General features: G+C 36.3%; 19 protein-coding genes. 16 read left to right on the top strand and 3 right to left on the bottom strand.

Annotated elements, in window-relative coordinates; translation table 11 throughout:
- The first annotated feature begins 34 nt into the window (after nt 1–34).
- From J2Y60_RS00330 to J2Y60_RS00305, 6 genes are all read left to right on the top strand, one after another.
- Entirely contained in the window at nt 35–1,120 is a 1,086-nt protein-coding gene (locus J2Y60_RS00330) for an efflux RND transporter periplasmic adaptor subunit (RefSeq protein WP_309912921.1), read from the top strand.
- A gap of 147 nt (nt 1,121–1,267) precedes the next feature.
- A complete protein-coding gene (locus J2Y60_RS00325) occupies nt 1,268–4,474 on the top strand; it encodes an efflux RND transporter permease subunit (RefSeq protein ID WP_309912924.1) in 3,207 nt (1,068 codons plus the stop codon).
- Complete coding sequence (locus J2Y60_RS00320) at nt 4,467–5,906, top strand: TolC family protein (protein ID WP_309913116.1); 1,440 nt, start codon at nt 4,467–4,469, stop codon at nt 5,904–5,906. Before J2Y60_RS00325 ends, J2Y60_RS00320 begins: the two co-directional genes overlap by 8 nt.
- 137 nt (nt 5,907–6,043) lie before the next feature.
- Nucleotides 6,044–6,736: a YafY family protein gene (locus J2Y60_RS00315; protein WP_309912926.1), complete on the top strand. Its 693-nt coding sequence runs from the start codon at nt 6,044–6,046 to the stop codon at nt 6,734–6,736.
- Between the two features lie 75 nt (nt 6,737–6,811).
- The gene (locus tag J2Y60_RS00310; protein ID WP_309912930.1) at nt 6,812–7,225 is read left to right on the top strand and encodes a DUF1761 domain-containing protein; all 414 of its coding nucleotides are present in this window, start codon (nt 6,812–6,814) and stop codon (nt 7,223–7,225) included.
- Nucleotides 7,226–7,235: 10 nt separating this feature from the next.
- Complete coding sequence (locus tag J2Y60_RS00305) at nt 7,236–7,814, top strand: YdeI/OmpD-associated family protein (RefSeq protein WP_309912933.1); 579 nt, start codon at nt 7,236–7,238, stop codon at nt 7,812–7,814.
- Between the two features lie 92 nt (nt 7,815–7,906).
- Here J2Y60_RS00305 and ilvN read toward each other — a convergent pair whose 3' ends face one another.
- The 3 genes from ilvN to ilvD form a co-directional block, all read right to left on the bottom strand.
- The gene (gene ilvN / locus J2Y60_RS00300) at nt 7,907–8,437 is read right to left on the bottom strand and encodes an acetolactate synthase small subunit (RefSeq protein ID WP_309912936.1); all 531 of its coding nucleotides are present in this window, start codon (nt 8,435–8,437) and stop codon (nt 7,907–7,909) included.
- A gap of 114 nt (nt 8,438–8,551) precedes the next feature.
- Nucleotides 8,552–10,294 carry a biosynthetic-type acetolactate synthase large subunit gene (gene ilvB / locus J2Y60_RS00295; RefSeq protein WP_309912939.1) on the bottom strand — a complete coding sequence of 581 codons (1,743 nt, stop codon included), beginning with the start codon at nt 10,292–10,294 and terminating at the stop codon, nt 8,552–8,554.
- 82 nt (nt 10,295–10,376) lie between these two features.
- Nucleotides 10,377–12,059, bottom strand: coding sequence for a dihydroxy-acid dehydratase (ilvD, locus tag J2Y60_RS00290; RefSeq protein ID WP_309912943.1), 1,683 nt, complete (start codon nt 12,057–12,059; stop codon nt 10,377–10,379).
- Between the two features lie 820 nt (nt 12,060–12,879).
- Between ilvD and mgrA the strand changes: the two genes are divergently transcribed.
- The 10 genes from mgrA (at nt 12,880) to J2Y60_RS00240 (ending at nt 21,455) form a co-directional block, all read left to right on the top strand.
- On the top strand, nt 12,880–13,884 hold the full coding sequence (mgrA, locus tag J2Y60_RS00285) for an L-glyceraldehyde 3-phosphate reductase (RefSeq protein WP_309912947.1): 1,005 nt from the start codon (nt 12,880–12,882) through the stop codon (nt 13,882–13,884).
- Between the two features lie 168 nt (nt 13,885–14,052).
- Nucleotides 14,053–14,475, top strand: coding sequence for a Dabb family protein (locus J2Y60_RS00280; protein ID WP_309912950.1), 423 nt, complete (start codon nt 14,053–14,055; stop codon nt 14,473–14,475).
- 11 nt (nt 14,476–14,486) lie between these two features.
- Nucleotides 14,487–15,473: an aldo/keto reductase gene (locus J2Y60_RS00275; RefSeq protein WP_309912954.1), complete on the top strand. Its 987-nt coding sequence runs from the start codon at nt 14,487–14,489 to the stop codon at nt 15,471–15,473.
- Nucleotides 15,474–15,511: 38 nt separating this feature from the next.
- Nucleotides 15,512–16,276: a ThuA domain-containing protein gene (locus J2Y60_RS00270; protein ID WP_309912956.1), complete on the top strand. Its 765-nt coding sequence runs from the start codon at nt 15,512–15,514 to the stop codon at nt 16,274–16,276.
- A 255-nt stretch (nt 16,277–16,531) separates the two neighbouring features.
- Nucleotides 16,532–17,248 (top strand): hypothetical protein, encoded by a 717-nt coding sequence (locus tag J2Y60_RS00265; protein ID WP_309912958.1) that lies wholly within the window; start codon nt 16,532–16,534, stop codon nt 17,246–17,248.
- 359 nt (nt 17,249–17,607) lie between these two features.
- The gene (locus tag J2Y60_RS00260; protein ID WP_309912961.1) at nt 17,608–18,405 is read left to right on the top strand and encodes an SDR family oxidoreductase; all 798 of its coding nucleotides are present in this window, start codon (nt 17,608–17,610) and stop codon (nt 18,403–18,405) included.
- Nucleotides 18,406–18,417: 12 nt separating this feature from the next.
- Nucleotides 18,418–19,329 carry a helix-turn-helix transcriptional regulator gene (locus J2Y60_RS00255; RefSeq protein WP_309912964.1) on the top strand — a complete coding sequence of 304 codons (912 nt, stop codon included), beginning with the start codon at nt 18,418–18,420 and terminating at the stop codon, nt 19,327–19,329.
- A gap of 154 nt (nt 19,330–19,483) precedes the next feature.
- Nucleotides 19,484–20,176, top strand: coding sequence for an NrtR DNA-binding winged helix domain-containing protein (locus J2Y60_RS00250; RefSeq protein ID WP_309912967.1), 693 nt, complete (start codon nt 19,484–19,486; stop codon nt 20,174–20,176).
- A gap of 72 nt (nt 20,177–20,248) precedes the next feature.
- Nucleotides 20,249–21,088 (top strand): ribose-phosphate diphosphokinase, encoded by an 840-nt coding sequence (gene prs, locus J2Y60_RS00245; protein WP_309912970.1) that lies wholly within the window; start codon nt 20,249–20,251, stop codon nt 21,086–21,088.
- A complete protein-coding gene (locus J2Y60_RS00240; protein WP_309912972.1) occupies nt 21,072–21,455 on the top strand; it encodes a hypothetical protein in 384 nt (127 codons plus the stop codon). The genes prs and J2Y60_RS00240 overlap by 17 nt, the downstream gene beginning before the upstream one ends.
- The last annotated feature ends 1 nt before the right edge of the window (nt 21,456 follow it).

Genomic DNA, 21,456 nt, shown 5'->3' with positions numbered 1-21,456 from the left:
CAATCTAAAATCCAGTAAACCAATAAAAATTATCATGAAAAAAATTCTCATGTTCATGAGTATAGGTGCTATGTTGTGCCTTACTAGTTGCGAATCAAAAAAAGAGGAAGAAAAAGAAGAACAAACTAAGTTACTCGTTACCAGCCCATTAAAAAAAGATACAACGGCTATCAATGAGTACGTTTCTCAAATTCGCTCGATACAACACATCGAATTGAGAGCCCTAGAAAGGGGTTATTTACAAAAAATCTACGTAGACGAAGGGCAATTTGTAAAAAAAGGACAGCTAATGTTCCAGATTTTGCCGTTGCAATACCAAGCTGAATTTCAAAAAACTCAGGCTGAAGCCAATTATGCTGAGATTGAGTATAAAAACACGAAATTATTAGCGGATAGCAACATCGTTTCTCGTAATGAGTTGGCCTTAACTAAAGCCAAATTTGATAAAGCAAAAGCTGAAATGGAGTTGGCTAAAGTGCACCTTGGTTTCACTGAAATCAAAGCGCCTTTTGATGGCATCATGGACCATTTTTATGTACGAGAAGGTAGTCTTCTGGCAGAAGGAGATTTGCTTACTACTTTGTCTGATAACAGCAAAATGTGGGTATATTTTAACGTTCCAGAATCAGAATATCTAAATTTCAAAACTAAGTCGAACAATAGTAATGTGCCAGTTGTAAAACTCAAGATGGCTAATCAGGAGATTTTTGAATATCCAGGACTTGTTCAAACAATTGAAGCCGACTTTAATAATGAAACGGGAAACATTGCCTTCAGAGCTACCTTCCCTAACCCTAATAAGTTATTAAGACATGGAGAAACAGGTAACATCCAAATGGTTGTACCGCTGAAAAATGCTGTGATTATTCCACAGAAAGCTACATTCGAAATTTTGGAAAAGAAATATGTATTTGTAGTAGACAAGAATAATGTAGTTAAGTCAAAAGAAATTACGATTGGTGCTGAATTGCCAGATTTATATATCGTCAAAAGCGGATTAACTGGTAATGAAAAAATACTTCTTGAAGGTTTGAAGAAGGTTAGAGACAACGATAAGATTATCTACGATTACAAAGACCCTAAATCGGTCATTGCTAATCTGAGAGTTTATGCGGAATAGTCAAGCAGTGGTGTGAAATAATGATTGGATGAATAAGCGATTCTTAAATCCTTTATCCATCACACATTAGCTATCAAGCTATTATTCATTAAATCACTTATTGACTAAGTCACTCATTTATATCTGTATTCAAACAAATTCAAGGATATGTTTAGTAAATTCATTCATAGGCCAGTATTGGCCATAGTAATATCAATTGTCATTATTTTCTTGGGGGTTTTGTCTATTAAGACCTTACCCACCTCACAGTTCCCTGAAATTGCTCCACCTGTAGTAATGGTGAGTGCCTCTTATCCTGGAGCTAGTGCCAAAGTACTGACAGAATCCGTTCTTATTCCACTTGAACAAGCCATCAACGGTGTTTGGGGAATGAGATACATGACCTCCGATGCTACCAGTGCGGGTGAGGCTAACATCCAGATTGTATTCAACCTAGGAACCGACCCTGACCAAGCCTTAGTGCAGGTTAATACAAGGATTGCACAGGTATTGAACAGACTTCCACCATTAGTACAACGTGAAGGGGTAGTTGTAAACCGTGTAATGAACAGTATGTTGATGTATGTCAACCTGTATAGTAAAGACAAGAACGCCGATATGAAATTCTTGTTCAACTTTGCTGGGGTAAACATGATTCCTGAACTACAGCGTATCAATGGTATCGGACAGGCTCGTATTTTGGGTAGCCGTCAATATGCGATGCGTGTGTGGTTAAATCCTGATAGAATGCGTGCTTACAATATTTCAGCAGATGAAGTAATGGCAGCACTGTCTGATCAAAGTGTGATTGGTTCACCCGGTCGTGTAGGTAGAGCAGATGGTAAGCGAGCAGAAGCACTAGAATATGTGTTGACCTACCAAGGTAGGTTTAATAAACCCGAACAGTATAAAGACGTCATCGTCAGGGCCAATGCCAAAGGGGAAATCCTAAGGCTAAAAGATGTCGCCAATGTAGAGCTAGGAAGTGAGTATTACGATATTTATTCTAACCTGAATGGTTATCCATCGGCGGCTATTGTATTGAAGCAGACTTATGGTAGTAATGCTAGTGATGTTATTAAGAACGTAAAAAGCAAATTAGATGAACTGAAAAAGACGTCGTTTCCACCGGGAATGGATTATCAAATCAGTTATGACGTTTCTAACTTCCTTGATGCTTCTACCGAAAACGTAATCCATACATTAAGAGATGCCTTTATTTTGGTGGCATTGGTAGTGTTTATATTCCTTGGCGATTGGCGTTCTACGCTTATTCCAACGTTGGCCGTACCAATCTCTCTTATTGGAGCCTTTACGTTTATGAAGTTCTTTGGACTTACCATCAATATGATTACGCTTTTTGCACTCGTATTGGCAATTGGTATTGTGGTAGATGATGCCATCGTCGTCGTCGAGGCCGTCCATGCCAAAATGGAAGAAGAACATCTCTCCCCCTATAAGGCTGTACGGAAAGTACTTGGTGAAATCAGTGGAGCCGTTATCGCGATTACCTTATTGATGACTGCCGTGTTTGTACCCGTAGCATTTATGTCGGGTCCAGTGGGTATTTTCTATCGTCAGTTCTCTATCACGATGGCCAGCTCAATTATTCTGTCTGGTATTATTGCCCTTACGGTTACTCCTGTACTTTGTGCCATGATTTTGAAAAACAATCATGGAAAGCCTAAAAAGAAAAACATACTTGACAAAGGTATCGACGCTTTCAACAGAGGTTTTGAAAAACTTACTGGAAAATACGTAGGTCTATTACGTCGTATTGCGCATAAAAAATGGATTACCGTAGGGATGTGGGTAGTATTTGTTGGCGGAATCGTTGCCATTACGAGTAATCTTCCATCTGGGTTTATTCCAAGTGAAGACCAAGGGATGATTTATGCCATTATTCAGACACCTCCAGGGTCAACGCTTGAAAGAACCAATGATATTTCTCGCAAGCTTCAGACGATTGCAGAGAAAGTAGAAGGAATTCAATCGGTATCGGCACTAGCAGGTTATGAAGTACTTACTGAAGGGCGTGGTTCAAATGCGGGTACTTGTTTAATTAACTTAAAACCTTGGTCAGACCGTAAGCATTCTGTTTCTGAAATCATCTATGAACTAGAAGAGAAAGCAAAGGAAATTCCTGGAGCGACAATCGAATTCTTTGATCCACCAGCTGTACCGGGATACGGAGCTGCGGGTGGTTTTGCCTTGCAATTGCTTGATAAAACCAATAGTGGTGACTATAACCAATTAGAACATGTGAAGAATGACTTTATGAGAGAATTGGAAAAACGCAAAGAGTTGACAGGTTTGTTTACTTTCTTTAGCGCTAACTATCCTCAGTATGAATTGGAGATAGATAACCAATTGGCTATGCAAAAAGGTGTTTCTATTGGTAATGCCATGAATACCTTGTCAATTTTGGTAGGTAGTACTTATGAGCTTGGCTTTATCAAATTCCAACGTTTCTTCAAAGTGTTTGTGCAGTCGTCGCCTGAATTCAGAAGATTGCCTGAAGATATCATGAAGCTTTATGTAAAGAATAATCGTGATGAGATGGTGCCTTTTTCAGCCTTTATGAAAATCAAAAAGATGCAGGGGCCTAACGAAATCAACCGTTATAATATGTATTCAACGGCTTCTATCAGAGGTGGTGCAGCTAAAGGATTTAGTAGTGGGGAGGCAATTGCGGCGGTGCAAGAAGTAGCCAAAAAGACTTTACCACACGGTTTTGATATCGACTGGGCGGCACTTTCATACGATGAGGTTAGACGTGGTAACGAAGCTGTTTATATCTTCTTAATCGTGTTAGCCTTTGTTTATGTAGTTTTGGCTGCACAGTACGAAAGCTTTATTATTCCATTAGCCGTAATTTTATCTTTACCTGCTGGGGTTTTTGGTTCATTTATGTTCATCAAGTCAATGGGATTAGCCAATGATATTTATGCACAAGTAGGTCTGGTCATGTTGATTGGTTTGCTAGGCAAGAATGCTGTGTTAATTGTAGAATTTGCCATGCAAAAACATCATGAAGGAGCAACCGTATTGGAGGCTGCCATCGAAGGAGCCAAAGTTCGTTTCCGTCCTATCTTGATGACATCCTTTGCATTCATTGCTGGGTTAATTCCATTAGTGATGGCTCATGGTGCTGGTGCTATCGGAAACCGTACCATTGGTGCTTCTGCCCTAGGCGGTATGCTTTTCGGTACCATTTTCGGAGTACTGATTGTACCTGGCTTGTACTACATATTCGGCTCTATAGCTGAAGGCCGTAAGCTTATCAGAGACGAAGATGACGACTCGTTGACCGAAAGCTTAGTTCATTCAATAGACTCTTTCCCACAATTAGACGACAGCAAAGATGATGAATAATAGAAAGACCCTGAACTATTTAGTAGCAAGTAGCATACTTTCTCTGGTGGCAGCTTGTATGCCAGCCTCATTGGTTCAGGTTAATAGAAAAGAAAACAAAACAGTCCCTGCGAGCTATAACAGCTCGCAGGATTCTACCAATAGCGTAAAGACAAAGTGGAGGGATTTTTTTACTGACCCTAACTTGATTGCTTTGATTGACACGGCTTTACACAACAATCAGGAATTGAATATTACCCTACAAGAAATTGAAATTTCGAGAAACGAAATTCAAGCACGAAAAGGGGAATATCTACCTTTTGTTAATTTAGGCGGAGGAGCAGGTGTTGAAAAAGTATCCAGATATACTAGTCAAGGTGCTAGCGATGCTTCTTCTGAAATCAGACCCGGTAAAGAAACACCTGAGGTATTGCCAGATATGTATTTTGGAGCATTTGCCAGATGGGAACTAGATATTTGGCACAAACTGCGTAATGGTAGAAAAGTAGCAGTAACTAATTACCTAGCTTCTATTGAAGGTAAAAATTTCTTGGTAACTAATTTGGTTTCTGAAGTTGCTAAGTCTTATTATGAATTGATGGCACTTGATAATCAGCAAGATATTATCAGAAAGAACATCGTTATTCTGAATAATGCGCTATCAATCATCAAGCAAGAAAAAGATGCGGCTAAAGTTACCGAACTAGCCGTAATTAGGTTTGAAGCAGAGGTATTCAAAACCCAAAGTCTTCAATACGAAATTCAGCAAAAGATTGTTGAAACTGAAAATAGGATTAATTTCTTAGTAGGTAGATTACCACAACACGTTCAAAGAAATTCGGAGAATTTTAATGGATTAGTTCCTGATAAAATTTCAGCGGGTATTCCGTCACAATTATTGGAAAACAGACCAGACATCAAACAAGCAGAATTAAATTTGTCGGCAGCTAAATTGAATATCGATATAGCTAAAGCTAATTTTTACCCTTCTTTGGGTCTTTCAGCAGGTTTAGGGTTTAGATCTTACAGTCCGTTATATTTATTGAGCATTCCTCAAGCATTAATGTCATCAATTGGAGGCGACATAGCAGGGCCGTTAATTAACAAAAATGCTATTACTGCTACTTACAAAAATGCGAATGCGAAGCAAATACAGGCTGTTTATGATTATGAACGAACCATTCTGAATGCATGTATTGAGGTGACTAACCAGTTATCTAATATTGGTAATCTGGAAAAGAAATACACCATGAAAAACAATCAGGTGCAAGCTCTTACTAAGTCAACGGACATCTCACTGAAGTTATTCAAATCAGCAAGAGCTGATTATATGGAAGTATTATTAACGCAGCGTGATGTTTTGGAGTCAAGAATGGAGCTGATTGAAACCAAAATGCTTCAAATGAATGCCCTAGTAAATACTTATAGAGCATTAGGTGGTGGTTGGAATTAATCGGTAATCGATAAACATTTGCTATTTAATCATTAGGATTACACAAAAAGAGTCTGTTTTTGAAACAGGCTCTTTTTGTGTAATTTAGCCATTCAAGGACACTGTGAATCCTAATAACGATTTTGAAAATTTGAATAATGAACGATAACGACACAAAACGGCTTTCACGCTTAACTGCAATTTTGACACAATTGCAAACGAAACGCCTTTTGACGGCTAGAGAATTAGCAAACAAATTTTCGGTGAGTATCAGGACTATTTATAGAGACGTCAGGGCTTTGGAGCAAGCAGGAGTACCAATTCTAACGGAAGAAGGAAAGGGCTATACGTTAATGGAAGGATATAAAATTCCTCCTGTAATGTTTACAGAAAGCCAAGCCAATGCTTTAATTTTGGCTGAACAGTTGGTATTAAAAAACAAGGATGCCTCTTTTATTAAAGACTACACAGAAGCTATCGACAAAATTAAGGCTGTATTAGGACATAGTATAAAAGACAAAGCAAACCTATTGGCAGAACGCACCCGATTTATTCAAAACATCAACAATGAAAGAAACAGTAATAATATATCAGTGTTACAATTTGCTCTAACAAATTTTTATCTGACAAGGATTGAATATATCAACGAAGCAGAAAACGTTACAAGCAGACTGATTGAACCATTTGCCTTATTAAGTACACAAGAGAATTGGTTATTAGTAGCATGGTGCCATTTGCGGAATGAGTTTCGTTTTTTTCGGCTTGATAGAATCAAAAAACTAGAGGTGCTTACCGAGCAGTTTACTCCCCATGAAATGACCTTACAAGAATATTTTGATAAGTATCATTAATTTGTTTTTACCCCTGACATAGGGCTGTCATTACCCTCCTTTAGCTTTGCATCATAAACTTAAAAAAATAATTTTATGATCAATCAACTAGCAAATCTAAATTGGATGAGTGTCTTAATAGCTTTTGTGCTATATTGTTTTGAGGGTGCTTTGTGGTTCACTTTACTATTCAGTAAACAGTACAAAATATCTTTGGGAAGAGAAAACGAAACTTTACCCAACAAACCCATTTTTATTATTGGCCCTGCAATTTGCACATTAGTGGTTACAATTGTAAGTGCCATATTAATGTATGTACTGAATATATCCACATGGGCACAGATGTTTGAATTTTCATTACTTACTGGCATTGGTTACTTGGTTGCCAACACGTTTAATATAGCTATCAATCCAAATATTCCTCGGCCAATACTCTATGGAATCATTAGTGGCTCATATCATTTAGTAGGTATTTTGATAACAAATAGTATTCTATTCATCATGAAATAATGAAGGACTGATGCAAAACAAGGATTTAGAAACTTTTTACCCTACAAATCGCCAAGAATGGAGAGAATGGCTAATTGAAAATCATCGCTTAAAACAGTCTATTTGGCTTGTTTGCTATAAAAAAAAGACTAATATGCCAACGCTTTCTTGGAGCGAAGCCGTGGAAGAAGCCCTTTGTTTCGGCTGGATTGATAGTACAAGGAATACCGTAAACGATGAGAAGTTTGTACAGCTTTTCAGCAAAAGAAAAGCGAACAGTACTTGGTCAAAAGTTAATAAAGAGAAGGTTTTACTGCTTATTGAAAAAGGACTGATGACACAGGCTGGTCATGAAAGCATTGAACTTGCTAAACAAAATGGTTCATGGATAATACTAGATGAAGTAGAAGCCTTAAGCATTCCACCAGATTTGGAAGAGGCACTCAAAGCTAATCCGGATTCAATGGATTATTTCTTGAGTTTAAGCAAGTCGGTAAAGAAAGGTATCTTACAATGGATTGTACTGGCTAAACGAACCGAAACTAGAGCGAAAAGAATAAACGAGATAGTAGGAATGTTGGCACAAAAGCTAAAACCAAGACAGTTTTAATTTTTTGTTGATTATATTTTGACCTTCTAAAATCATTTATCATTAGGGAGGGAATTAATTTCCTCCCTAATGATAAAATTGCATTTGTAATACTAAACGATTTCCCAATCATGTTCGGGTAAATATTCTACTAACCCTTTTTCGGTTTTACCTACCGCTACTCTTCCAGACTTCAGGTATTCTAGTATTTCCCAGTTTTTCATGTATTGATAAAACTCTAGTATTTCAGTTTCTGTACCATTCTTTTCAATCACAACATAATCTAGTCCCCAGTGAACTACTTTTGCATTCCAATCAAGGTTTATTTCCTTGATATTCAAAGGAGAACCGCCTAGTGGTGTTGCCAATTTAAAAAGTGCGATTTCGTTGAATACAATTTCATGGTCTAGATAACCAAAAACGGCTAATACATCAACAACTTTACGAATTTGACGTACTAACTTTTCAACAGCCTCACGGCTTTCATGACGAATCACAATCGTGAACCTTGAAACACCTTTACGTTCAGTTTCGCAAACATTTAAAGATTCAATATTTAACCTTCTCCTTGTAAAAATAATGGTAATTCGATTCAACAAACCAACGGTATTGGTTGTGAAAACGGATAATGTGTATGTTGTCATTTTAAAGTTCTAAATTTAGATTTTAGCTAATAGAATAAACATCTAAGAGGTATTTGAAAAGAAGTAATTGACTGATGAGAAATCACTCAATCACGATTCATTCACTCCATAAATTTATTCTAATCTAATCGCTGAAACACTTGCTCCTGCTGGCACCATTGGGAAAACGTTTTCTTCTTTTTCACAAACGATTTCTAATAAATAAGGTTTATCAGAAGCTAATAGCACATCTAAAGATTCTGACAAGTTGGCTCTATCACTCACGGTATGTCCAGCGATACCAAAACCTTTGGCAATCGTGATAAAGTCAGGGTTTTGTAATTCTACAAAAGAATAGCGTTTGTCAAAAAACAACTGTTGCCATTGGCGAACCATTCCTAAGAAATTATTATTCAGGATAATAATCTTAACAGGCAAGCCACTTTGTGCAATAGTTCCTAATTCTTGAAGGGTCATCTGGAAACCACCATCACCTATAATAGCAATTACTTCACGGTCGGGTGCTCCTACTTTAGCTCCAAAAGCGGCAGGTAAAGCAAAGCCCATTGTACCAGCTCCACCCGAAGTAACTAACGAATTCCAAGTATTGTATTGATAGTAACGATTTGTTACCATCTGATGTTGACCAACATCCGTCACGGTTACAGCATCTCCTTTAGTTTTTGCAGAAAGCATCGTAACGGCTTCTCCCATTCTGATTTTATCACCCTCATGGAATACATCACGTTTCGTTATTTTCTCAAATTCTTCTTCGTCGTATTTTTTAAATTCAGCTTTCCAAGCCTCATGCTTGCGTTCTTTTACTAAAGGCAACAATGCTTTCAATGTTTGCTTAGCATCACCAATGACAGGAGCATCAGCAAACACATTTTTATTGATTTCGGCAGGGTCGATATCAATATGAACTACTTTAGCTTGTTTGATAAACTTGGCTAAATCGCCCGTTACACGGTCATCAAAACGCATACCAATGGCAATCACTAAATCGGCTTCGTCTGTTAATACGTTAGCGCCATAATTTCCGTGCATACCCAACCAACCTATATAATTTGGATGATTTGTTGGTATTGCCGACATCCCTAAAAGCGTAGTAGCTACAGGAATATCTGTTTTACGTACAAAAGCATCAAATTCTTCTTGAGCATTGGCAATGATAATACCATGACCTGCAAAGATATAAGGCTTCTGAGCGGCGTTAATCAATTTTGCAGCTGCTTCTACTTGGTCTTGTTTAGGTGTAAGTCTTGGGCGATAGCTAACGATTTCAGTACAAGGTTTGTACTCAAAAGGAATCGTCATCATATCTGCCTGAGCTGTACGAGTAATATCTAATAAAACAGGCCCTGGACGACCAGATTCAGCAATATAAAAAGCTTTCGCCATTGCCGCAGGAATTTCGTTAGGGTCAGTAATCTGATAATTCCATTTGGTTACTGGCATCGACATCCCGATGATATCACACTCTTGGAAAGCATCAGTACCCAATAAATTTGCCTTAACCTGACCTACTAAACAAACCATTGGTGTTGAGTCTAGCAAAGCATCTGCAATAGGCGTCATTAAGTTGGTTGCTCCAGGTCCAGACGTTACCATAGCAACGCCCGCACGGCCAGTCATACGTGCATAACCTTGTGCAGCATGACCAGCACCTTGTTCATGACGGACTAGGATATGTTTGATTCTATCTTGATAATCATAGAGGGCATCATACGTTGGCATGATAGCGCCACCCGGATAACCAAATATGGTTTTAACATTATTTTCAACCAAGCATTGCATGATTGCCTGTGCACCTGTCAAAAACTTAGCAGGTTCAGCTTTCTTTTCCTCTACGGTCATGGTTTGTGAGTTTTCCATGGTTAAATTTCTTTATTTGTAATGAATAAATGTCAGATTGTGGTTTTGTTTCATTGATAAACCAATCATTTTATAAGGGCTCTTACAAATCCGTCACACAGCCTTCACTTGCTGTTGATACGTTTTTAACATATTTGCGTAATACTCCTTGTCTGAATGGTGATGGTGTTGGTTTCCATTCTTTACGTCTCTCTGCTAATTCTTCATCAGAAACATGTACATGAAGGATATTATTTACGGCATCAATTGTGATTAAATCTCCATCTTTCACCAAGGCAATATTTCCACCTATTTGTGCTTCTGGTGTGATGTGTCCAACTACAAAACCGTGGGTTCCACCTGAGAAACGACCATCCGTAATCATCGCTACTTTGTTGCCTAAACCAGCACCCATTACTGCCGAAGTTGGCTTCAACATTTCTGGCATACCTGGTCCTCCTTTTGGCCCTTCGTTACGAATTACAATTACTTGCCCTTCTTTTATTTCTCCTTTTTCCAAGAATTCAATAACTTCCTCTTCACATTCACATACTTTGGCAACACCTTCAAATTTCTCTCCTTCTTTTCCTGTAATTTTTGCTACAGCACCATCTGTTGCCAAGTTGCCATATAAAATTTGTAAGTGACCAGTCGCTTTGATTGCCTCAGTGATAGGCTTAATAATTTTTTGAGTATCAAAATTAATTTCTGGTACTTCAGCCAAGTTTTCTGCAATAGTTTTACCCGTAATTGTCAAGCAATCTCCGTGTAATAAACCTTCTTGCAATAAATATTTCATTACTGCTGGCACACCACCAATAGCCAACATATCTTCCATGTAGTATTTACCTGATGGCTTTAAATCAGCAAGCAATGGCGTACGGTCTGAAATATCTTGAATATCTTTTAACGTAAAATCAACTTCAGCAGCACGAGCAATCGCCAAATAGTGAAGGACAGCATTAGTAGAACCACCCATTGCCATTACCACTGTCATAGCATTTTCAAATGCTTTGCGTGTCATGATATCACGTGGACAAATGTTTTTCTCTAACAAGTTTTTCATGGCTGCACCAATAGCCAAACACTCTGCTTTTTTACCCTCATGTGTTGCAGGATATGATGAAGAATTTGGTAAGGTTAAGCCCATTGCTTCCATTGAAGAAGCCATCGTATTAGCAGTGTACATACCGCCACAAGCACCAGCCCCAGGAATGGCATTTCTGATTACCCCTTCGTAGTCTTCATCCGAAATATTACCTGCGAATTTCTTTCCTAATGCTTCAAAAGCAGAAACGATGTCTAATTTTTGTCCTTTGTATTCACCAGAACGAATCGTTCCACCATATACCAACATCGCTGGGCGGTTCAAGCGAGCGATTGCCATCATAGCACCCGGCATATTTTTATCACAACCTACTACCGCAATTACGCCGTCGTACCACTGTGCTCCCACTACGTTTTCGATTGAATCGGCAATTAAATCACGAGAAGGTAGGGAATAAGACATTCCATTATTACCGTTTGTCATTCCATCAGAAACCCCAATTGTATGGAAAATCAAACCCACCATGTCATTTTCCTGAATTCCTTTTTTCACATGTACCGACAAACCGTTAAGGTGCATATTACAAGTATTGCCTTCATAACCCGTGCTGGCGATACCAATTTGGGCTTTCTGCATGTCTTCTTTCGTTAAGCCAATGCCGTATAACATTGCTTTTGCTGCTGGGTTGGTAACTTCTTGCGTAAGGGTTCTGGAAAATTTGTTTAGTTCTTGTGACATCTTGAATTGAAATGTTTTGAATCAGAATCTAGCGATTGTACTATATCCTTCAATGGTTATTTAAGATTATTTTTCAGCAAACAGTATTTGTACTTTATCTACTTTTATTACATTTTTCTAAGAATCAAAATCCTTTTAAACAAAAGACCTTTCTCCGGTGTGAGAAAGGTCTTGGTATATTAGAAAATATCAAACCGTCTCACACCGATTGGGAGAGTAGAATTACCACTAGGACGATATTGATAAATTGGTTTAACATCTTTTCTTAGAATTTTTTCTAGCGAATTTTCGCTATTGTTTCTTTGTTTACTTAACAAATATACAGGAGTTAATTTCTTAATTCCAAGGAAACACCAAATAATATTTTAGTAATAAATACTTAAACCAATTATTATTTTCTGAATGAACCTTTAGTTTCAAAAGATAATTCTTTAAATAGTTAAAATCATTAGGTTTTATTTTGCAAAAGTTTTCAGATTCCAGAGAAAATATTTTTTACAAAATTACCGATTTTTCATTTAGCGAAATTTCGCTAAATGAAAAATCGGTAATTTATTTCAAGAGAATTTGCATTTTTACCATTTAACTATTTTTACTCAACAAGATTGTTTTAAATAACTTTGCAGAAATTCTGTCTTAAAGTCTCCGAACAAGGACAAAACCTATCAATCTACATAAGGAATTATATTACATTTGTATAGCTTAAAAATATATTCATTTTAGTTTTAAGTAGCGTAAAAAACATACAGGTTTTTAAAAATCCTGAGGAATCATTTCACTCGATTTATTAACTATTCTAAAAAATTTCTGAACTCACTAAATGACTTACCTAGCAAACCCTACTCGTTACGATCAATCAGGAACCCGCCCAATGGAGTATCGCCGTTGTGGTAACAGTGGTTTAAAATTACCCGCTATTTCATTAGGCTTGTGGCACAATTTCGGTGGTGTCGATGTATTTGAAAATTACCGAGCTATTTTACAAACTGCTTTTGATAATGGTATTACACATTTCGATTTAGCTAATAACTATGGGCCTCCTCCGGGGTCGGCGGAAGAGAATTTTGGTGTCATTATGAAAAAAGATTTCGCTCAATACCGTGACGAATTAGTAATTTCAACCAAAGCGGGTTATTTGATGTGGCCTGGCCCTTATGGAGAATGGGGTTCAAAAAAATACTTGGTGTCAAGCTTAGACCAAAGCTTAAAACGCATGGGACTAGACTATGTTGATATTTTTTATCATCATCGCCCAGACCCTGATACGCCTTTAGAAGAAACAATGGCAGCCTTGGATTTAATCGTCAGACAAGGTAAAGCCTTATACGTGGGTATTTCAAACTATCAAGCTCCAGAAGCTGAAAAGGCTATTGCCATCTTGAACCGATTAGGAACACCATGTTTAATCCATCAACCAAAATATTCTATGTTTGAACGTTGGGTTGAAGGTGGTTTGCTAGATGTACTCGGTCGCGAAGGTGTGGGGTGTATTCCTTTCTCACCATTAGCACAAGGGCTTTTGACTGACAAATATTTAAAGGGTATTCCTAGTGATTCTAGGGCATCTAAACCGCATGGTTTCTTGCAAACTAGCCATGTTACCCCAGAGGTAGTGGCAAAATTAGAGCAATTAAACGACATTGCTTTACAACGTGGTCAGACTTTGGCACAAATGGCACTCGCTTGGTTATTGAAAGATGCCAGAGTTACTTCAGTACTGATTGGTGCAAGTAGGGTTTCACAATTACTAGACTCGCTAGATTGTTTAAAAAACAAAACTTTTAGTCATGATGAGCTAAGTTTGATTGAAGAGATTTTAAAGTAAGCTATGAGATGTGAGCTTTGAGCCTTGAGCTATGAGTTTTTTTATGCCATAATTCGCTCAATAGAAAAAACTCAAGGCTCGTTGCTTTTAAAACACTAACAAATAACATTTACTAAACATAAAAGCTGAAAGCTCAAGGCTCAAAGCTATCAGCTAAAAAAGCCAACTATGAAAAATCTTTCCAGACGTAATTTTGTTAAAAACACTGCACTAACTGCTGGTGCGGGTTTAGCAATGGTGAATACTACTGAGGCTAAGGCTTCAAAAGAACTATTTGTTCATCATGTGTACTTTTACTTAAAAAATGCAAACAATGAGGCCGATACTGCTAAATTAATCGAAGGATTGAATGCATTAACGAAAGTACCAACTATCAGGTTTGTACACATCGGAACACCAGCAAGTACTAACAGAAGCGTAATAGAAAAAGGCTATGCCGTATCTTGGTTATGTTTCTTTGATAATTTAGAGGAAGAAGAAATCTACCAAAAACACCCTATTCACTTGAAATTCGTAGAGGAATACTCGCACCTCTGGGATCATGTAATTGTATATGATGCTATAGGTCCAAGAAGAGAAAAGCAAAAATAATATTCAAAAAAATGCAATATAGAAAGTTAGGTAAAACAGGTTTCGAGATTTCAGAAATCAGCTTAGGTACATGGCAAGTAGGTGGTAAATGGGGTGATGATTTTAGCCATGAAACAGCTGATAAAATCCTTAATACTGCCGTAGATGCTGGTATTAATTTTATTGATACTGCCGATGTATATGGCAACGGAGAAAGCGAGAAAGCCGTTGGTAGATTTGTAAAAAGTCGTTCAGAAAGACTTTTTGTCGCTACAAAATGCGGAAGACAATTGAATCCACACATCAATGAGTCATACCAACCAGCGGTACTTCGCAAATTTGTGGAAGATAGTTTAACAAATATGGGCTTAGAAACCCTAGATTTGATTCAGTTACACTGTCCACCCACAGAAGTATATTATCGTCCAGAGATTTTTGAATTGTTTGATAGATTAAAGGACGAAGGGAAAATATTAAACTTGGGAATAAGTGTCGAGAAAGTAGAAGAAGCCTTAAAAGGGATTGAATATGATAACGTAACGAGCGTACAAATTATTTTCAATGTTTTTCGTCAGCGTCCAGCAGCATTGTTTTTTGAACAAGCCAAGAAAAAAGACATTGGTGTGATTGTAAGAGTACCTTTAGCCAGTGGCTTGCTAACAGGTAAGTTCTCAAAAACATCCACTTTTACAGAAGGAGACCACCGTAACTTTAACCGTAATGGCGAACATTTCGATAAAGGTGAAACATTTTCTGGGATTGATTACGAAACAGGTCTAGCCGCTGTGGCTGAATTAAAAGCGCTATTTCCAGCACATCCTAATTTAGCACCTATCGCCTTGCGTTGGATTTTGCAACATGATGCTGTAAGTACGGTCATTCCGGGAGCATCTCGTCCAGAACAAGTATTATCTAATTTAGATGTTTTCAATATTCCAGCTTTGACAGCTGAAGAAATTTCAAGCATTAATCAGGTATATCAACAAAGTATCAAACCATTGGTTCACCAATTATGGTAACAGTATTCCAATTTAATTCATAACAAAATTCAAGAAAAATGAAAAATAATCTCCTTAAAAGTACGCTGATGTTTTTGTTGGCTTTATCGTTTACTAGCACAACTTTCGCCCAACAATTTAAAGTATTGTTGTATACCAAGACTGCGGGTTTTCATCATGAATCAATTCATGAAGGAGTAACCGCTATTCGTCAATTAGCGGCTCGTAATAACTTCACGGTAGTTTGGCAAGAAAATGCAACAGTGTTCAATGATAAAGACTTAGCTGGCTTTAGTGCTGTGATATTTTTAAATACAACTGGTGATATTCTAAATGATGAGCAACAAGCTGCTTTCGAGAAATTCATTCGTTCGGGCAAAGGCTACGTGGGTATTCATGCTGCGTCAGATACTGAATACGACTGGGCTTGGTATACTAAAATGGTGGGGATGATGTTCAAAATTCACCCTGCACAACAAACTGCCTATTTGAAAGTTGAAGATAGCAACTTCCCAGGGATGGAACGTTTCCCTAAAAAATTGCTTTGGACTGACGAATGGTATGAATTTGGCGACCTAAAATCAACAGATTTACATTACTTGGTTTCAGTGGATGAAAAATCTTACGACCCTTATGCAAAATGGGGAACAAACGAAGGAAAAGGAATGGGTAAATTCCATCCGATTTCTTGGTATCATAACTACGATGGCGGTAGAGCATTCTACACTGCTTTAGGACACATTCCATTAACGTTTTCTGACCAAACTTTCTTAGACCATATCTATGGAGGTATTTACTGGGCAGCTACTGGTAAAGGATTGTAGACTGTAAAGGATTGATTTATATACCAACAAAATCCCCATATCGTTGATATGAGGATTTTTTGTTGTAGGACAATCGCAAAGAGGACCTTTGCATTCTTTATTATTTTCAAGATGACTTTACTTAACACTACTGTTTTCACTAAATATCTATTTTTCTATACACTAATGAAAACAGATTAAAAACATTTTATAATTTGTTATATAGGTATATTTCAGACCTCTCTGGTAGAAAAATAAGCCTCAAAGACGAATATTATGATTATTAGTCAAAACTCGAAACTACAAAATCCAGAACTTGAAGCCGAAATTTATTACTTAACAACCGAGGAAGGCGGTCGTTATAAACCGGTCTATAGTGGGTATCGTGGACAGCTCTATTACAACAATCAAAATTGGGATGCGCCTCAAGAATTTATAGACAAAGAGGTCTGCTATATGGGTGAAACTGTGAAAGTTTATTTACAGACTTTAAGTCCACACTTTCATATTGGTCAGTTTTTTAAAGGACAAATATTTGAAATTAGAGAAGGTTCAATCATAGTTGGAAAAGGACAAATAACCAAAGTAATTAGACCTGATTTCAACTATTGGGATTTTGAAAGTTTTCAAAGTCAACTTCCCGAAAACTATAAACCATTTGATTTTAAAAGTATCAATAAAACCATGATTGATATAAAAAGCTTGATGGATAAGATGAAGCAGATTGAGAGCATCAAATTTGCTAAAAAGACTTCTGGGAACAATCAAAGGCTAATTGTTGAATGTCAATTAAAAAATAAAAACAGTGCATTAAGACCTTTTGCAGATGAACTCTATAAAAATTGGAACGATTTATTCCCTCTCAAAGACTCATTTTTCAAGATTAAGACTTATTGGTATGAGGATAGTTTTGAATTAGAATTGTTCTTTGCGATATGTGACCACAATAACAATATATATATAACAGGAAGTATGATAGTATCCACACGATAGATAATTTTTCGTCACTAACTGTTAATGCAATATCTACAACCTCTTTAAATAGCGAATACTCAAAGTTATATTTTCCAATTCGTGTTTACTATCGCAGTAGCTCGCTTCTAGCGAGTTACCACTCTTAAAACGCTTGTCAAAAATAAAATATCTATTTTATTTTTGACAAGCGTTTTTCCGTTAAACACAAGTATTATCACTATTCAAGCAATGGTACTTGAAAAAGTAGCCATAGAAATTTGTAGTTATTAAATTGTTTTTTGATTTACTGCATTTTTGGATACAACATTTGCTAATTTGGATACAGACAAGAAGCTGTAGTTGATGAATTTTGTATATCAAATTTTAAATACAAAAACATGAAAACAATATTCATTACAGGGGCATCAACTGGTTTAGGAAAAGCAACAGCAAAATTATTTGCCTCAAATGGCTGGAAGGTAATTGCCACAATGCGCAAGCCCGAAAACGAAACGGAATTAAATCTTATTGACAACATTACACTATTACCATTAGACGTGACTAATTTAGTACAAATAAAAGAAACTGTACAAAAAGCGATTGATTTAGGCGATATTGATGTTGTATTTAATAATGCTGGTTATGGATTAATGGGTCCTTTAGAATCTACTACTGATACACAATTGGTGCGTCAGTTAGAGACTAACTTATTAGGGGTAATTCGTGTTACACAGGCATTTATTCCGTATTTTAGGGAAAAACAAAGTGGACTTTTTATCACCACTACATCCATTGGCGGACTGATTACGTTCCCATTTAGCTCGGTTTATCATGCCACAAAATGGGCTTTGGAGGGTTGGAGCGAAAGTATGTCTTTCGAGCTAAAAAAAATTGGGATTGGCATAAAAACCGTTTCACCTGGTGGTATAAAAACAGATTTTCTGAGTCGTTCAGCTGATATGTCGGCACATCCTGCATATGATAAATGGGTTGAAAAATTATTTGCTGGTTTTAGTGAAGATAACTTTACGCCTGCCAGCGAAATTGCTTCGGTAGTATATGAAGCAGCTACCGATGGCAAAGAAAAATTAAGATATGTAGCAGGTGAGGACGCTAAAGCACTATATGCACAGCGTTTGGCATTAGGAGATACACAATTTATGAAATCTATGGAACAAATGTTTTTGGACAATTAAAATATCCATCTCATGAAAAACAGTGAAAATATACCGCATAGATTTAATTCAATATCCGACCTACATCGGGTGCTTGGCTTACCAAAGCCTTTGCACCCTTTGATAAGTCTGGTAGATAATACTGAAATAGCTGTAAACAAAGAAGACCTACAAACCTCGTTCTTGCTCAATTTTTATAAAATATCCTATAAAACAAGTCCACAAGGGACAATAAAATATGGTCAGAATTACTATGATTTTGATGAAGGAAGTTTGGTTTTCACTTCACCTAATCAATTACTGGCAACAACCGATGACACTGAATATTTAGGATACACATTACTTATTCATCCAGATTTTATCAGAAATCATACCTTAGGAAAAACCATTAAAACTTATGGATTCTTTTCTTATGCTGTTCATGAAGCGCTTCACCTTTCAGATAAAGAAAAACAAACGATTATATCCGTTTTCAAGAATATAGCAGATCAGTTACAATCGAGTATTGACGATTTTAGTCAGGATATAGTCATTTCACAAATCGAATTATTGTTGAATTACAGCAACCGATTTTATAAAAGACAATTTACCACTCGAAAAATGGTAAATAATGACATCCTATATCAATTAGAAAAACTCCTCAATGAATATTATAATGAGATGGCATTAATAAAAGGATTGCCAACAGTTCAATATTTTTCTGAACAATTAAATGTTTCTCCACGCTATTTAAGCGATATGCTTCGTTCACTAACAGGGCAAAGTTCACAGCAGTATATTCATGATAAATTAATTGAAAAGTCAAAGGAAATGCTGGCTACTACCAATTTATCCGTTAGTGAAATTGCTTATCAACTAGGTTTTGAATATCCACAATCATTTAGCAAACTATTTAAAAATAAGACTAAAGTTTCTCCATTAACATTTAAGCACTCTTTCAACTAACTATTTTTTTTTTCTATGCAGCATAATTATATAGTCATAAAAATAAATAATAGGTCGATTTAAAATCCTTTAATATAGCCAATGTATTAAATAGACACCTATTTAGCTCAGGAAATAATATGTAGATTTGCGTACACTTTACGCATAGATATAAATGGAGCTTGAACAGCATATTAAAATAGCAGTAGATGCAATCGTTTTTGGCTATACAGAAAACAGCCTCAATGTCCTGCTGGTAAAACAAAAATACGGTATTTTAAAAAACCAATGGGCATTGGTTGGGGGATTCGTACAAGACAATGAAACACTAAATAATGCCGTAAACAGAGAGCTACAAGAAGAAGCAGGTATCAAAGTAAATTATTTAGAACAACTTTTCACTTTTGGAGACAAACTAGACAGAGACCCAAGATTTAGAGTCATTTCGGTAGCATATTTCGCTTTAGTGAACTCTAGCAAGCTTATTTTAAAAGCCGATACTGATGCAGAAGATGCAAAATGGTTTCCAATAAAAGAACTCCCCCCCTTAGCCTTCGACCACGAAGAAATCTTACAGACGGCTCATCAGCGATTAAAAAACAAACTTACTTATCAGCCAATAGGCTTTGACTTACTTCCCAAAGAATTCCTTTTCTCAGATTTAGAAAACTTGTACTGCACCATCTTAGAAAAGGAAATAGATAGAAGGAATTTCAGAAAAAAAATATTAAGCTTTGGTATTATTGAAGAAACTGAAAAATTTTCTCCTAAAAAAAGTGGAAGACCTGCCAAGTTATTCAAGTTTAACAAACTCAAATACAACAAGTTAACAAACGAAGGATTCCTATTTGAAATTAATTTTGCGTAAAAATTACGCAAATATATTTGATTTCAATTTTTAAGCCCTATATTTGTGTAAAATATACGCAAATATAAAATTATGATACTCAATCTAGACAGTAATTTCAAACCATTAGATGGCGAAGAAATACAATTTGAAAGTTTTACATTTTCAGGCGGAGAACCTCACATTAAAATCAAAACAGATTTAGATACTCAAAAAGAAGTAGTTATTACCCATCGATTAAATTCATTCAATGATGTAGGATTGCTTTGCTTGGCAGTGGATGCTTTAAAGCGAATGGACATCGCTATTACTAAATTAATCATACCGTATTTTCCCTCAGCAAGACAAGACAGGGTAATGACAAAAGGCGAGCCTTTATCTGTTAAAGTATATGCTGACATCATCAATAATTTAGGCTTCAAAAAGGTAATTGTACTAGATGTACATTCAGACGTCACACCAGCATTATTGAATAACTGCGTAGCTATTTCAAATCATAATTTTATTAAACAGGTAATTGATAAAATTGGAAAAGATGTAAAATTGGTTTCTCCTGATGGTGGAGCATTAAAGAAAATTTATAAAGTTTCTGAATTTTTAGATGGCCTTGAAGTAGTAGAATGCAGTAAAAGTAGAGATATACAGACAGGTAAATTAACAGGATTTAAAGTCTATGCTGAGGATTTAGGTGGAAGCGATTGCTTAATTGTTGATGATATTTGCGACGGTGGCAGAACGTTTATTGGGTTGGCGAGTGAACTAAAAAAGAAAAATGCTGGCAAGCTTTATTTGGCAGTAAGTCACGGTATTTTCAGTAAAGGATTTGAAGAATTGGAAAAACATTTTACCCATATCTTCACTACAAATTCTTTTAAAGAGTTAAGTCATACTTGTTTAACACAAATAAATTTAGACAATGGACTATTATCTTAATCCCAAAAACTCATTGAGTAGATTACTTGATGAATACAGAGCATATAAGTCGTTAGTAATAGCCTTTGATTTTGATGATACAGTTTATGATTTTCATAATAAAGGAAGACTTTACAATGATGTTATTGCTTTACTCAAAAAGTTAAAATCAATCAATTGCTATTTGATTTGTTGGACTGGTCAAGAAGATATGGTATTTGTAAGCAATTACCTTAACCAAAATGAAATTCCATTTGATGCTATCAATGAAAATCCACCATTTCATCAATTGAAAAGCAAGAAAATTTATGCAAATGCATACTTAGATGACAGAGCAGGTCTGTCTCAGGTGTACAATGAATTGAAATATTTAACAGAAAACATTTAAA

This window comes from Arcicella sp. BE140, from assembly GCF_031456255.1.
In the GTDB taxonomy this organism is placed as follows: domain Bacteria; phylum Bacteroidota; class Bacteroidia; order Cytophagales; family Spirosomataceae; genus Arcicella; species Arcicella aquatica.
This window is presented reverse-complemented; position numbering and strand designations above follow the sequence as displayed.

Excerpts from the sequence above, each read along its gene's own strand:
- J2Y60_RS00255 (WP_309912964.1), top strand. The coding sequence starts at position 18,418 with ATGAAAAACAGTGAAAATATACCGCATAGATTTAATTCAATATCCGAC.
- mgrA (WP_309912947.1), top strand. The coding sequence starts at position 12,880 with ATGACTTACCTAGCAAACCCTACTCGTTACGATCAATCAGGAACCCGC.
- J2Y60_RS00270 (WP_309912956.1), top strand. The coding sequence starts at position 15,512 with ATGAAAAATAATCTCCTTAAAAGTACGCTGATGTTTTTGTTGGCTTTA.
- J2Y60_RS00265 (WP_309912958.1), top strand. The coding sequence starts at position 16,532 with ATGATTATTAGTCAAAACTCGAAACTACAAAATCCAGAACTTGAAGCC.
- prs (WP_309912970.1), top strand. The coding sequence starts at position 20,249 with ATGATACTCAATCTAGACAGTAATTTCAAACCATTAGATGGCGAAGAA.
- ilvB (WP_309912939.1), bottom strand. The coding sequence starts at position 10,294 with ATGGAAAACTCACAAACCATGACCGTAGAGGAAAAGAAAGCTGAACCT.
- ilvD (WP_309912943.1), bottom strand. The coding sequence starts at position 12,059 with ATGTCACAAGAACTAAACAAATTTTCCAGAACCCTTACGCAAGAAGTT.
- J2Y60_RS00275 (WP_309912954.1), top strand. The coding sequence starts at position 14,487 with ATGCAATATAGAAAGTTAGGTAAAACAGGTTTCGAGATTTCAGAAATC.
- J2Y60_RS00280 (WP_309912950.1), top strand. The coding sequence starts at position 14,053 with ATGAAAAATCTTTCCAGACGTAATTTTGTTAAAAACACTGCACTAACT.
- J2Y60_RS00305 (WP_309912933.1), top strand. The coding sequence starts at position 7,236 with ATGCAAAACAAGGATTTAGAAACTTTTTACCCTACAAATCGCCAAGAA.
- J2Y60_RS00325 (WP_309912924.1), top strand. The coding sequence starts at position 1,268 with ATGTTTAGTAAATTCATTCATAGGCCAGTATTGGCCATAGTAATATCA.
- J2Y60_RS00250 (WP_309912967.1), top strand. The coding sequence starts at position 19,484 with ATGGAGCTTGAACAGCATATTAAAATAGCAGTAGATGCAATCGTTTTT.
- J2Y60_RS00310 (WP_309912930.1), top strand. The coding sequence starts at position 6,812 with ATGATCAATCAACTAGCAAATCTAAATTGGATGAGTGTCTTAATAGCT.
- J2Y60_RS00315 (WP_309912926.1), top strand. The coding sequence starts at position 6,044 with ATGAACGATAACGACACAAAACGGCTTTCACGCTTAACTGCAATTTTG.
- ilvN (WP_309912936.1), bottom strand. The coding sequence starts at position 8,437 with ATGACAACATACACATTATCCGTTTTCACAACCAATACCGTTGGTTTG.
- J2Y60_RS00320 (WP_309913116.1), top strand. The coding sequence starts at position 4,467 with ATGAATAATAGAAAGACCCTGAACTATTTAGTAGCAAGTAGCATACTT.
- J2Y60_RS00240 (WP_309912972.1), top strand. The coding sequence starts at position 21,072 with ATGGACTATTATCTTAATCCCAAAAACTCATTGAGTAGATTACTTGAT.
- J2Y60_RS00330 (WP_309912921.1), top strand. The coding sequence starts at position 35 with ATGAAAAAAATTCTCATGTTCATGAGTATAGGTGCTATGTTGTGCCTT.
- J2Y60_RS00260 (WP_309912961.1), top strand. The coding sequence starts at position 17,608 with ATGAAAACAATATTCATTACAGGGGCATCAACTGGTTTAGGAAAAGCA.